Source organism: Faecalicatena orotica, from assembly GCF_003149245.1.
Lineage (GTDB): Bacteria > Bacillota > Clostridia > Lachnospirales > Lachnospiraceae > Faecalicatena_A > Faecalicatena_A orotica.
The window spans coordinates 1-12,322 of the sequence record NZ_QGDL01000030.1; the positions used below are offsets into that span (position 1 = coordinate 1).

The following is a 12,322-nucleotide window of genomic DNA, read 5'->3' on the forward strand; positions in this document are numbered from 1 at the left end:
AATACCCTCCCTATCAGGCCCGATCGGAAATATGCCCGCCAGCATAGGTTCCGAGTTCCGGTCAGCTTTACTTATCGTTTTGCATAAAGCTGACAAACACAACACTAATAGTATAAAGTATTTTGAGGCGGATGTATATCCGTCTATTTGCCATACCCTGAAAAAAATCGGTCTTTATTGGGAGGCGCAGAACAGCATCTGATGACCAGCTTATATCACCCATCTTCTCCTGATTATAGGGAATCGTAAGTTTAGGTCTGCCCAGACCCATCCTTAACTAACTGACATTGGGGGTGAACAGTAACCTTCTTTCTCGCGGGAATAAAGAAATACGAAAAAATGTATTGACTTTATTATATAAATGAGTATAATAAAAGTCAACAGTTCCATATTACAAAACATAGTTTCACAATACGGAACAAAATACGAGATGCAATTATTTATTTCATTGGAGGAGATCATATGAACGCAATTTTAGAGCAATTTGGTGAAATCGGAATCATTCCGGTTGTTGTATTGAATGATGCAAAGGACGCTCTGCCGCTTGGAAAAGCGCTAATCGAAGGAGGACTTCCGTGTGCAGAGGTTACATTCCGTACAGATGCAGCAGAGGAATCCATTCGTCTGATGTCAGAAGCATATCCGGATCTGCTGGTTGGAGCCGGAACAGTTCTTACAACAGAACAGGTCGACCGTGCAGTAGCAGCCGGAGCAAAATTTATCGTCAGTCCCGGACTGAATCCGAAGACTGTTACTTACTGTCAGGAAAAGGGGATTCCGGTGTGCCCGGGTGTTGTAACGCCGAGCGAGATTGAGAAAGCTCTGGAACTTGGGCTGGACGTTGTAAAATTCTTTCCGGCTGAACCGTCAGGCGGACTTTCGATGATCAAGGCAATGTGCGCGGCTTACACGAAGCTGAAGGTGATGCCTACTGGTGGAATCAGTGCAAAAAATGTTGTAGATTACCTGAAGTGTGACAAGATTCTTGCATGCGGCGGGAGCTGGATGGTGAAGGGCGATATGATTGAAGCTGGCGAGTTTGACAAGATTACAGAACTGTGCAAAGAGGCGGCAGAAATAGTAAAAGCAGCAAGAGTTTAATCAGGTATATAAAATAGCAAGAATATTAGTGACTGTTCATGGTCCTGAACAGTTACTAATATTAATTATAAGGAGATTAGTAGAATGTCAAAGAAAGTAATCACATTTGGAGAAATCATGTTAAGACTTGCACCGGAGGGATATTACCGGTTTGTTCAGGCGGACACATTTGGCGCAACATATGGCGGCGGAGAAGCTAACGTTGCAGTTTCACTCGCAAATTACGGTTTTGATGCAAAATTTGTCACCAGGCTTCCGGCACATGAGATTGGACAGGCGGCTGTAAATTCACTTAGAAAATATGGGGTGGACACCTCTTATATTGCAAGAGGCGGCGATCGCATCGGTATTTATTTCCTCGAAAAAGGTGCTTCCCAGAGACCTTCCAAGGTTATTTATGACAGAGCGGGATCTTCAATCTGTACAGCTTCCGCATCTGATTTTAACTGGAAGGAAATCTTTGACGGGGCAGAGTGGTTCCATTTTACAGGAATTACACCGGCGCTCAACGATGAGGTTGCGGCAATCTGCCTCGAAGCTTGTAAAGCTGCCAATGAGATGGGAGTTACAGTATCCTGTGACCTGAACTACCGCAACAAGCTCTGGAGCAAAGAAAAGGCAGGCCAGGTAATGGGCGGTTTATGTCAATATGTGGATGTTTGTATCGCGAATGAAGAAGATGCTTCCGATGTATTTGGCATCAAGGCGGCTGACACAGATGTCACAACAGGAACTGTAAACCACGAAGGTTATAAAGACGTTGCAAAACAGCTTGCTGACAGATTCGGTTTCAAGAAAGTAGCGATTACACTTCGTGAATCTATATCAGCAAATGATAACAACTGGTCTGCAATGTTATATGATGGATCTGATTATTTCTTTAGCAAAAAATATAAAATGCATATCGTTGACCGTGTTGGCGGCGGCGATAGTTTCGGCGGTGGACTTATCTGTGCCTCCCTTAACGGATATGATTCACAGGCAGCCATCGAATTCGCAGTAGCGGCTTCATGTTTGAAGCACTCTGTCGAAGGAGATTTCAATATGGTATCAATGGACGAAGTGTTAAAACTTGCCGGAGGCGATGCTTCCGGACGTGTCCAAAGATAATAAATCCCTAATGCCATGTGGGAATATAATGTAAAGAAAAACCTCTCTGCAGCAGGCGGAGAGGTTTTTCTATTGGTAATAGTATAAAGTGCAATATTCTTATAAAAACATATAAAATAGGCAATTTTAGTAAGAAAATTTGCACCTTGTTATGGTATGATTTACAATGTAAAAACTTAGAAGAACTTATAGAATGTAAAAATAAAAAAGGAGATAAAAGCAATGGAACTTAGAACCGCAGCATCGCCAAGAGACGTAAAACATTATACAACAGAGAGATTAAGAGAGGAATTTTTAATTCCACAGATTTTTTTCCCGGACGATATTAAATTAGTATACAGTCATATTGACCGTATTATCACAGGCGGGGCAATGCCAGTGGCACATAGCTTAAAATTAACAGCCGGGGATGAACTCCGTGCGGAATATTTCCTCGAGAGGCGTGAGATGGGGATTATCAATATCGGCGGGGACGGAACGGTTACCGTAGACGGCAGCGTGCATAAGGTGGGATCCAGAGAGGGGATGTACATCGGGAAAGGCGCCAGGGATATCACATTTGCAAGTGACGATGCAGAGAATCCGGCAAAATTTTATTTGAACAGCGCTCCGGCACACACAAGCTATCCGACAGTCGTAATCAAGCAGGAAGGAACTCCAAAAGAGGGTGTTGTCATTGTAAAAGAAGAGAACAAAGTGGAGCTTGGAACATTGGAAGACTCCAACCACCGCGTTATTTGCAAATACATTCTCCCGGGGCAGGTAGAAAGCTGCCAGCTGGAGATGGGCATGACGCATCTTGAGCCGGGAAGCGTATGGAATACGATGCCGTGCCACACACATGACCGGAGAATGGAAGTGTATCTTTACTTTGATCTTCCGGAAGACGCATTTGTGATGCATTACATGGGAGAAGCCACGCAGACAAGACACATCGTTGTCCGTAATGAGCAGGCTGTCATCTCGCCAAGCTGGTCGATCCATTCCGGCAGCGGATCCAGAAACTACACATTTATTTGGGGAATGGTCGGAGAGAATCAGGATTTCGATGATATGGACCATATCCCAAATCAGGACTTATTATAATGGAGGAGAAATAAGATGAAGATCGCTTTAATTAACGAAAACAGTCAGGCGGCAAAAAATGAAATCATTTGCAGCTCTTTGAGAAAAGTCGTGGAGCCAATGGGACATGAAGTGTTTAACTATGGCATGTTTACGGCGGAGGATGAGGCACAGCTTACCTATGTACAGATCGGTATATTGGCGGCAGTTCTGCTGAATTCAAAAGCGGCAGACTATGTCATTACAGGATGCGGTACCGGAGAGGGGGCGATGCTTGCGTGCAACTCCTTTCCGGGCGTTATCTGCGGGCATGTGGAGGACGCGTTAGATGCGTATACATTTGCACAGATCAACGATGGAAACGCAATTGCACTTCCATTTGCAAAAGGATTCGGCTGGGGCGGAGAGCTCAATCTGGAATATATTTTCGAGAAATTATATGTGGAAGAAGGCGGAAAAGGTTATCCGAAAGACCGCGTTGTTCCGGAACAGAGAAATAAACGGATTCTGGATGAAGTCAAGACGGTTACTTACAGAAAACTGACTGATATCCTGAGGGAACTGGATCAGGAGCTGGTCAAAGGAGCATTATCCGGCGCGAAATTCAGGGAATACTTCTTTGCAAATTGTCAGGATGAAGAAATTGCGGTAGTTGTAAAAGAAATTTTAGCTTAGTAAAGACAAGAAAAGAAGACAAAGGGGCGTGTACTTTGTCTTTTTTCTTTGTAGAAGGAACTTTGTCTTAAAAAAGGAGATCAGAATATGAAAATTGGTGTACGAGCACACGATTATGGGAAAATGAATATAGAAGATTTGGCGCGTGTCCTTCATGAGGAGGGATATGATGCGGCGCAGCTTGCGCTTCCGAAGGCATTTACGGGAATCGACAGCTATGAAGATATCACACTTGCTCATCTGGAACGGATCAGACGGGCATTTGAAGCACAGAAAGTGGAGATTCCGGTATTTGGCTGCTATATGGATCTGGGTAATCCTGACGAGGAGATTCGTGCTTATGCACTCACAACGTTAAAGCAATGTCTGGCCTACAGCAAAGAGGCAGGAGCGAATGTAGTCGGCACAGAGACTGCGTATCCGCATCTGGATGCAGAGCAAAAAAAAATCTGGTATCCGTATATGCTGGACAGTGTGCAGCGTGCAGTGGAAGAGGCAGTCAGGCTGGATGTAAAGCTTGCGATTGAGCCGGTATACTGGCACCCGCTCGAAAATCTGGAGGCGCTGACCAAGGTACTGGAGAAAGTGAATGACGAAGCGCACTTGCGTGTGATTTTCGATGCTTCTAATTTGCTGGAGTTTCCCGATACCACAGATCAGGAGAAGTACTGGACCGGGTGGCTGTCGCAGATCGGCAAATATATAGAAGCCATGCATATCAAAGATTTTATGTTTGGGGAAAACAAGGAATATCAGCCAACACTGCTGGGGGAAGGCTGTATTCAGTATGACACAATATCTAAATGGCTTCGTGAAAATGCGCCGGATATGTATCTGCTTCGTGAGGAAATGAATCCTCAGACCGCACAGCATGACATCATGTTTATGAAGGAGGTTCTATGTTAAAATTAAGACAGGACATACCACTCTTTCCGAAGGGAAGAAAGAAAGCTTTGACTTTTAGTTACGATGATGGAATCACGCAGGACCGGAGATTCGTGGAGATGCTAAACCGTTATCATCTCAAAGGTACATTCAATCTGAATCCCGGACTGATGGGAAACAAAGACTGGTTAAGCCAGCCCGGAATCGAAGTCAGCCATTACAAGATGGATAAATGCGAGATAGCAGAGCTGTACAAAGGGCATGAGATTGCAGTACATACAATGACGCATCCTGATCTGCCGCGTGTTCCGGAAGGAATGATTGCATATGAAATCGCAGCGTGCCGCAGGGAACTGGAGGAAATTGCAAAAAAACCGGTTACTGGAATGGCATATCCGTTCGGAACCTACAATGATAAGGTGAAAAACGCAGCGAAGGTGTGTGGTATCACCTATTCCAGAACAACAAAGCAGCACTTTAGCTTTCATCTGCCGGAGGATTTTCTGGAATGGCATCCAACTATTCATCACACAGAAAATACACTATACTCTTTATGGGAAAAATTCTTAGAACCTGTTGATAACGAAATGTACAGGCAGCCCCAGCTTTTTTATGTATGGGGACATACTTATGAATTCGATGCATTTGACCAGTGGAAGGATATGGAGGAGTTTCTAAAACAGGCAGGCGGGCATGACGAAATCTGGTATGCCACGAACGAAGAAATATACAGGTATGTAATGGCGGCCCAGAGGCTGGTTTACAGTGCGTCCGGCGATTATATCTTCAATCCGGGTGTGCTGGATGTGTGGATGCTGATAGATAAAAAAGAATATCACATTCCGGGCGGAGAGACGGTTACGATTGGATAAGCGGATGAAATTTATAAAAAGATAGAGCAATATACTTTGGAAAAAATGAAATAAGTGCAATATAGATAAGAAAATTGTCATAACCATATGCTAGAATAACAACAGTTACAATATATTATGTATTCGATTATAGGCGCCGTAATCGATATGATGTTTTTTAGGAGAAGGAGTAAAAATGGGAAGCTTAAAGAAAAAAATAGGCATTGCGGTTTCGGCCATAGGCCTGGCCGCAGTAGTCATAACCTTTGGTATGGTTCTGAGCGAAAACAGCACAGACAAAATTAACATCCGTATGGCACATAATCAGGCAGATGGTTCAGAAATTGCAGATTCAATTGCAAAGTTTTCAGAGTTTGTTGCAGAAGATGCATCAAAGAATCTCGAAATTGACATTTATCCGAGTGGAGTACTCGGTTCAGAAAAAGAAGAAATCGAGATGGTTCAGGCGGGTATCCTGGACATGGCAAAAGTAAGTTCAAATACGTTAGGGCAGTTTGAGGACAAATATTCGATTTTCGCAGTACCGTATCTGTTCACAAGTCAGGAACATTACTATGAGGCGATGGAGAAGAGCGAAGCTGTACAGGAACTCTTCCGGTCAACAGCAAATGAGGGCTATATTGCCATCGGATATTATGCAAATGGTTCCAGAAACTTTTACTTAAAGGAGAACAAAGCAGTTACAGATCCCTCCGTGTTAAAATCGAAGAAAATTCGTTCCATGCCCAGTTCCACCTCTATGGAAATGATTAAGTACATGGGCGGGTCCGCAGTACCGATGGCAGGGAGCGAGACATATTCCGCCCTGCAGCAGGGGGTGGTAGACGGAGCAGAGAACACAGAACTTGTTCTGACGGTTGACGGTCATCAGGATATTGTAAAATCCTATACATATACAGAACACCAGTATTCTCCAGACATTTATATAATCAGTACAAAGAAATGGAACAGCCTTTCAGCAGAGCAGCAGGAATATCTTGTGAAATGTCTGGGCGAGACAAATGATAATTTCAAAACCATGTATAACAGAATGATGGATGAAGCAATTGCAGAAGCAGAAGAACACGGCGTTACCATTTACAGAGACATTGATAAAACAGCATTTATCGAAGCTGTTTCACCGATTCATGATGAGTTCTGTGAAAAAGGTGATGATTATAAGGCGCTGTACGACGATATCGAACAGTATGCAGAGTAGGAGGATAGCAAATGAAGATACTGAATAAAATATTAGAATATGTCCTTGCAATTCTGGTAGTGGTAATGGTCGCAGGCTGCATATGGCAGATCGTAACACGATTTATTTTACAGAACCCAAGTGACTGGACAGAAGAATTAGTCCGCTATGCACTGATCTGGATGACAATGGTCGGTGTTCCATATGCATATGGCAAACAACAGCATATTGCCGTGACATTTATTACGGATACATTTACAAAAAAGGGTACTTTAAAAGATAAGATTTTTATCGAGATTCTTGTTCTCTTCCTCAGCGTATTCGTTATGACTGCAGGCGGGATTATGGTCAGCATGAATGCAGCCGGACAGGTTTCACCTGCACTGGGAATTCCGATGCAGTTCTATTACATCGGGGTACCGGTCTGTGGTGTTCTCATGGTAGTATACGCAGCAGAACGTTTGATCCGATTTATAAAAGAGTTTAAAGAACTGAAGAAGGAGGAAAAATAAATGGAATTACAAGCAGCATTAGTATTGATTATCGTATTCTTTTTCCTGCTGGCAATGAGCGTTCCAGTGTCATTTAGTATTATTTCAGCAGCCTTGGTTACCATCATCATGTTCCTGACTCCTCAGTTCGGAATGTTTATCTCAGCACAAAAATTAGTCGGTGGTATCGATAGTTTCAGTTTGTTAGCTGTACCATTCTTTATTCTGGCAGGACAACTGATGAGTAACGGGGGTATTGCGAAACGGCTCATAAATCTCGCAATGTTAATCTTAGGAAAAGTGCCGGGATCCCTTGCACTGACCAATGTCGCAGGAAATGCAATGTTTGGTTCATTATCAGGATCAGGTATCGCAGCAGCAACAGCAATCGGTGGTGTTATGAATCCACTGGAAAAAGAACAGGGGTATGATGATGGATTTGCAGCGGCAGCCAATATCGCATCTGCACCGGTCGGACAGCTCATCCCGCCAACCAACGCATTTATTGTGTATTCAGCAGCATGCGGCGGCGCATCTGTAGCGACTTTATTCATGGCCGGATGGATTCCGGGACTATTGTGGGCATTCCTTTGTATGGTAGTTGCATTGGTATATGCAAAGAAAAAAGGGTATGTTGTAAAGAGAGATGAAAAATTAACCGGAAAAATTGTACTTAAGACAATCTGGGATGCAATTCCAAGCTTACTGCTTATTGTGATTGTCATCGGCGGTATCTTATCGGGATATTTCACACCAACAGAATCATCTGGTGTAGCAGTTTTGTATGCATTTATCTTAGCGGTATTTGTTTATAAGACAATTAAGATTACAGATATCAAAAAGATATTAGTGGATGCGGCAGTAATGACAACCATTGTTATGTTAATCATCGGCGCTTCCTCAATCCTGTCGTTTGTTCTTTCATTTACAGGACTTCCACAGGCAATCAGCGCAGCAATGCTGTCGGTATCAGACAACAAGATTATCATCCTGTTACTGATTAACATGATCCTTCTGATTGTAGGTACATTCATGGATATGGCACCGGCACTTTTAATCTTTACACCAATCTTCCTTCCGGTTGTAACAAGTATAGGGATGAATCCGATTCAGTTTGGTGTTATGATGGTCATGAACCTTTCCATTGGAACGATTACACCACCAGTCGGCAGTGTATTATTTGTCGGGTGCAGTGTGGCGAAACTCAAGATTGAAGATGTGATGAGACGCCTGATCCCGTTCTTTGGGGCTATTGTCGTAGCACTTATGTTCGTTACCTTTGTACCCGCATTCAGTACATGGCTTCCAACCGTACTGGGCTTAATGTAACAGGAATTTTACGGGTTCACCGGCAGAATCAGAGGCTTAATAATATCCAGATTCTTACGATATTTTAGTGGAGACATAGTCATATATGTTTTAAATGTCTGCTCAAAATGTGTGGTACTTCCATAGCCGACACTTTCTGCAATCTTGGAAATGCTGTAATCCGTTTCTTCCAGTAGTTGTTTTGCATGCTGGATACGGATCACATTGACATACTCACGAATCGTATAGCCGGTGACTTCCTTGAACAGACGGCAAATGTAATACTTACTTAAGAAAAACTGATCCGCCAATGCCTCTAAGGAAATGTCCTGCTCATAATTCTGAGAGAGATAGTCAGCGATTTCGTACACATGGCGATGCTTCCCCTCCTGTGGAAGAAGCGGAGTTTCCGGCATACGGATATCAAGTTCACGGGTCAGATACAGAAAATACGTTGTGACTGCAAGTTCAACTGCCTGTTTATAATTATGTTTTTTCTCATTACATTCTCTTTTGATGAGATAGTAAAGGTCCATAAATGCCCTCTGCTGTGCTTCTGTCAGATGATACACACCATAATGCTGGTGAAGGAAGCGGGTCAGGTGCAGTGTTGGATATTTCGTATCAAATTCCTGCACTTTGTCAGGCGTGAGATACAGGATGATTCGGTTGTGGCCGCTGTCATTACTCGATACAGACTTGGTCATATGAATCAGGTTCGTGTCGATTAAAATCAAGTCCCCTTTGGAGGCGACAAAATTACGATTATTAAAGAAGAAACTCCGTGTTCCTTCTAATATATAAAAAATTTCATATTCGTTGTGGAAATGCTTAACCCGCATGTCAAACTTGCCATAACGAACCATGTGTTCCAGTGAAATACCCTCAATGGAGGCGTAATAAGAGAGTTTTTCCAAATGTATCACCTGCTTTTTAATATTTTACCTGCTTTTGTATTATTATATAATAAATTGACGCAAAAGACTAGAGAGCGTATTGGGAAAATAAAACAGAGATGAAAGGAATGTTACCATGAATATAAATGAAACGGAACTCAGAAAAAAGCTGAATCTCGTAATCGAAAAGCTGCTGAGTCTGGGTGGTCCCGAAAATGAAAAAGAACTTGCGGAAAATGGTGGAGAAGCCATCGGCTTTTTTAAAAGAGATTTTGGTATCAAAGAGTGGGACTGGCCGCAGGGAGTGGGGCTTTACGGACTCCTAAAAATTATGCAGGCAGAGAAAAATGAAGAATACAAAGAATTTCTTCATAATTGGTATCTCGAAAACATGGAGCTGGGGCTTCCATCCCGGAATATCAATACAACCACACCTCTTTTAACCTTAAGCGAGTTAAATGAATATTATCATGATCCAAAGTTTGAAGACCTTTGTAAGGATTGGGCAAACTGGCTGATGACCTGCCTCCCGAGAACCAAAGAAGGCGGTTTCCAGCATGTGACCAGCGCCAATGGTGATCGTCAGGGCGTGCGTCTCAATGAAAATGAGATGTGGATTGACACCTTATTCATGACAGTTTTATTTTTGAATAAAATGGGACAGAAATATCAGAATGAAGAATGGATCAACGAAGGGATTCATCAGGTTCTTATGCATATCAAATACTTGTATGATAAAAAGACAGGATTGTTTTATCACGGCTGGACCTTCAATGGCAACAACAATTTCGGCGGCGTATTCTGGTGTCGTGGGAACAGCTGGTTTACATTAGGCATACTCGACTATGTTGATATGTTTAAAGGAAGCCTGAACCCGGGCGTCAAATCAATCATTATAGATACATATAAAGCTCAGGTTGCAAAATTAAAAGAATTACAGAGTAAAAACGGTTTGTGGCACACGGTTCTTCCCGACTCGGAAAGTTACGAAGAAGTATCTGGTTCGGCAGCAATTACAGCCGGTATCTTAAAAGGTATCCGCTACGGAATTCTGGATGATTCTTATCTGCCATGTGCAGAGAAAGCAGTTAAAGGGATCTTAAAGAATATTGACAAGGACGGAACCGTGCTAAATGTATCCGGTGGTACTGGAATGGGCATGGATGCAGAACACTATAAGAATATCCTTGTTGCACCAATGGCATATGGACAGTCACTTACAATTCTGGCGCTTGCGGAAGCGCTGAAGCATTTATAAGAATCAGGAGGTAAATTTAGAAATGAGTATTTTAAATCTTTTTTCATTAGAAGGTAAAGTCGCACTGGTGACAGGCGGCGCATATGGGATTGGCTTTGCTATGGCGGAGGCTTATGCACAGGCCGGAGCAAAAATTGCATTTAACTGCAGGAGTCAGGCACATTTGGATCAGGCACTCGCTGATTATCAGGCAAAAGGCATTGATGCGAAAGGCTACATTTGCGATGTGACAGACGAAGCACAGGTAAAAGAGATGGTTGCATCTATCAAAAATGATCTGGGAACGATTGATATTCTTGTGAATAATGCAGGAATTATCAAGCGTATCCCGATGACGGAAATGAGTGCAGAAGACTTCCGCCAGGTGGTGGACATCGACCTTACAGCGCCGTTTATCATGTCAAAGGCAGTGATTCCGGACATGATCGAAAAAGGGCATGGCAAGATTATTAACATCTGCTCGATGATGAGCGAACTGGGGCGCGAAACTGTATCCGCATATGCAGCGGCAAAGGGCGGACTGAAGATGCTGACCAAGAATATCTGCTCCGAGTACGGTGAGTATAACATTCAGTGCAATGGTATCGGACCGGGCTATATAGCAACACCACAGACCGCTCCTCTCCGCGAGATACAGGAAGATGGCAGCAGACACCCATTTGACCAGTTTATCATCTCCAAGACGCCCGCAGCAAGATGGGGAGTCCCGGAAGATCTGATGGGACCAGCTTTATTCCTTGCATCAGAAGCATCTGATTTTGTGAACGGACAGGTCCTGTATGTAGACGGAGGAATCCTTGCCTATATCGGAAAACAGCCAAAATAGTTTCAGCTAAAAGATCTCCCTGACGAAACAATGCCTAATGCATTGCTACCGGCAGGGAGATCTTAATACTATAATTTACCCTCTGATAACTTATTTACAATATTTTTTAATTCTTCTAATTCTTTTTTGATACCTTCCTTCTCAAGCCGTTCTATTTCTATCTGCTGGCATTGTTTTTCATATTTTTCCTGTTGTTCAACAAATATTTTCTGTTGATCTTCCAGCCTTTTCTGTTGCTCTTCGTATTTACGCTGCTGTTCATCAAACATTTTCTGTTGCTCTACGTACTTTCGCTTCTGCTCCTCCAGCCTTTTCTTCTGCTCTTCAACTTCTTTCCGTTTTTCATCCACCTCTTTGTGCAGTGCATCCAGTTGTTCCTGCTGCTCTTCAATCATATACTGCACTGTGTTGCGGTCTAATTCCAGTAATTCCTTAGAGAACATATCCATCACCCCTTCGATATTACCGTAGATTTCGTATACCTCTTCATACATTTCCTGAAAGTCGGGATACTTACCTACAATCTCTAAAATCCGTTCCGGGCTGTCATCACACAAAAAACTCAGCCAGGCCTCCAACTTGTTATTTATAGTTTTATTGTGCGTGCTTTCTTTGTAAATGTCAAGTGGGATTAAAACATACTCCTGCAGCATATTCA

13 protein-coding genes and 1 pseudogene are annotated in these 12,322 nt (G+C 42.9%); 12 read left to right on the forward strand and 2 right to left on the reverse strand.

What is annotated here, in order from left to right; all coding sequences use genetic code 11:
• From A8806_RS26465 to A8806_RS25915, 10 genes are all read left to right on the forward strand, one after another.
• The coding region (locus tag A8806_RS26465) for a hypothetical protein (RefSeq protein ID WP_207657881.1) at positions 1-202 on the forward strand (202 nt) is incomplete at its 5' end.
• A 260-nt stretch (positions 203-462) separates the two neighbouring features.
• The gene (locus A8806_RS25875) at positions 463-1,101 is read left to right on the forward strand and encodes a bifunctional 4-hydroxy-2-oxoglutarate aldolase/2-dehydro-3-deoxy-phosphogluconate aldolase (RefSeq protein WP_109734035.1); all 639 of its coding nucleotides are present in this window, start codon (positions 463-465) and stop codon (positions 1,099-1,101) included.
• A gap of 84 nt (positions 1,102-1,185) precedes the next feature.
• Complete coding sequence (locus tag A8806_RS25880) at positions 1,186-2,211, forward strand: sugar kinase (protein WP_109734036.1); 1,026 nt, start codon at positions 1,186-1,188, stop codon at positions 2,209-2,211.
• Positions 2,212-2,433: 222 nt separating this feature from the next.
• Positions 2,434-3,297 carry a 5-dehydro-4-deoxy-D-glucuronate isomerase gene (gene kduI / locus A8806_RS25885; RefSeq protein ID WP_109734037.1) on the forward strand — a complete coding sequence of 288 codons (864 nt, stop codon included), beginning with the start codon at positions 2,434-2,436 and terminating at the stop codon, positions 3,295-3,297.
• Positions 3,298-3,312: 15 nt separating this feature from the next.
• The gene (locus A8806_RS25890; protein WP_109734038.1) at positions 3,313-3,951 is read left to right on the forward strand and encodes an RpiB/LacA/LacB family sugar-phosphate isomerase; all 639 of its coding nucleotides are present in this window, start codon (positions 3,313-3,315) and stop codon (positions 3,949-3,951) included.
• A gap of 87 nt (positions 3,952-4,038) precedes the next feature.
• Entirely contained in the window at positions 4,039-4,857 is an 819-nt protein-coding gene (locus A8806_RS25895) for a sugar phosphate isomerase/epimerase family protein (protein ID WP_109734039.1), read from the forward strand.
• Positions 4,851-5,708, forward strand: a complete 858-nt coding sequence (locus A8806_RS25900; RefSeq protein WP_109734040.1) for a polysaccharide deacetylase family protein — start codon at positions 4,851-4,853, stop codon at positions 5,706-5,708. The genes A8806_RS25895 and A8806_RS25900 overlap by 7 nt, the downstream gene beginning before the upstream one ends.
• A 175-nt stretch (positions 5,709-5,883) precedes the next feature.
• Positions 5,884-6,906, forward strand: coding sequence for a TRAP transporter substrate-binding protein DctP (gene dctP / locus A8806_RS25905; protein WP_109734041.1), 1,023 nt, complete (start codon positions 5,884-5,886; stop codon positions 6,904-6,906).
• 11 nt (positions 6,907-6,917) lie between these two features.
• Positions 6,918-7,397 (forward strand): TRAP transporter small permease, encoded by a 480-nt coding sequence (locus A8806_RS25910; protein ID WP_109734042.1) that lies wholly within the window; start codon positions 6,918-6,920, stop codon positions 7,395-7,397.
• Positions 7,398-8,705, forward strand: a complete 1,308-nt coding sequence (locus A8806_RS25915) for a TRAP transporter large permease (protein WP_109734043.1) — start codon at positions 7,398-7,400, stop codon at positions 8,703-8,705. It begins immediately after the preceding gene.
• Positions 8,706-8,713: 8 nt separating this feature from the next.
• Here the strand turns inward: A8806_RS25915 and A8806_RS25920 are convergent, their stop codons facing one another.
• Entirely contained in the window at positions 8,714-9,601 is an 888-nt protein-coding gene (locus tag A8806_RS25920) for a helix-turn-helix transcriptional regulator (RefSeq protein ID WP_109734044.1), read from the reverse strand.
• Between the two features lie 115 nt (positions 9,602-9,716).
• On the opposite strand from A8806_RS25920, the gene A8806_RS25925 reads away from it, so the two are divergent.
• Together A8806_RS25925 and A8806_RS25930 are read left to right on the forward strand one after the other, a co-directional pair.
• Positions 9,717-10,838 carry a glycoside hydrolase family 88/105 protein gene (locus A8806_RS25925; RefSeq protein ID WP_109734045.1) on the forward strand — a complete coding sequence of 374 codons (1,122 nt, stop codon included), beginning with the start codon at positions 9,717-9,719 and terminating at the stop codon, positions 10,836-10,838.
• A gap of 22 nt (positions 10,839-10,860) precedes the next feature.
• Positions 10,861-11,664, forward strand: a complete 804-nt coding sequence (locus tag A8806_RS25930) for a gluconate 5-dehydrogenase (RefSeq protein WP_109734046.1) — start codon at positions 10,861-10,863, stop codon at positions 11,662-11,664.
• 68 nt (positions 11,665-11,732) lie between these two features.
• Here the strand turns inward: A8806_RS25930 and A8806_RS25935 are convergent.
• Positions 11,733-12,322: pseudogene (locus tag A8806_RS25935) on the reverse strand (hypothetical protein); the annotation flags it as partial.

Excerpts from the sequence above, each read along its gene's own strand:
- A8806_RS25875 (WP_109734035.1), top strand. The coding sequence starts at position 463 with ATGAACGCAATTTTAGAGCAATTTGGTGAAATCGGAATCATTCCGGTT.
- A8806_RS25880 (WP_109734036.1), top strand. The coding sequence starts at position 1,186 with ATGTCAAAGAAAGTAATCACATTTGGAGAAATCATGTTAAGACTTGCA.
- kduI (WP_109734037.1), top strand. The coding sequence starts at position 2,434 with ATGGAACTTAGAACCGCAGCATCGCCAAGAGACGTAAAACATTATACA.
- A8806_RS25890 (WP_109734038.1), top strand. The coding sequence starts at position 3,313 with ATGAAGATCGCTTTAATTAACGAAAACAGTCAGGCGGCAAAAAATGAA.
- A8806_RS25895 (WP_109734039.1), top strand. The coding sequence starts at position 4,039 with ATGAAAATTGGTGTACGAGCACACGATTATGGGAAAATGAATATAGAA.
- A8806_RS25900 (WP_109734040.1), top strand. The coding sequence starts at position 4,851 with ATGTTAAAATTAAGACAGGACATACCACTCTTTCCGAAGGGAAGAAAG.
- dctP (WP_109734041.1), top strand. The coding sequence starts at position 5,884 with ATGGGAAGCTTAAAGAAAAAAATAGGCATTGCGGTTTCGGCCATAGGC.
- A8806_RS25910 (WP_109734042.1), top strand. The coding sequence starts at position 6,918 with ATGAAGATACTGAATAAAATATTAGAATATGTCCTTGCAATTCTGGTA.
- A8806_RS25915 (WP_109734043.1), top strand. The coding sequence starts at position 7,398 with ATGGAATTACAAGCAGCATTAGTATTGATTATCGTATTCTTTTTCCTG.
- A8806_RS25925 (WP_109734045.1), top strand. The coding sequence starts at position 9,717 with ATGAATATAAATGAAACGGAACTCAGAAAAAAGCTGAATCTCGTAATC.
- A8806_RS25930 (WP_109734046.1), top strand. The coding sequence starts at position 10,861 with ATGAGTATTTTAAATCTTTTTTCATTAGAAGGTAAAGTCGCACTGGTG.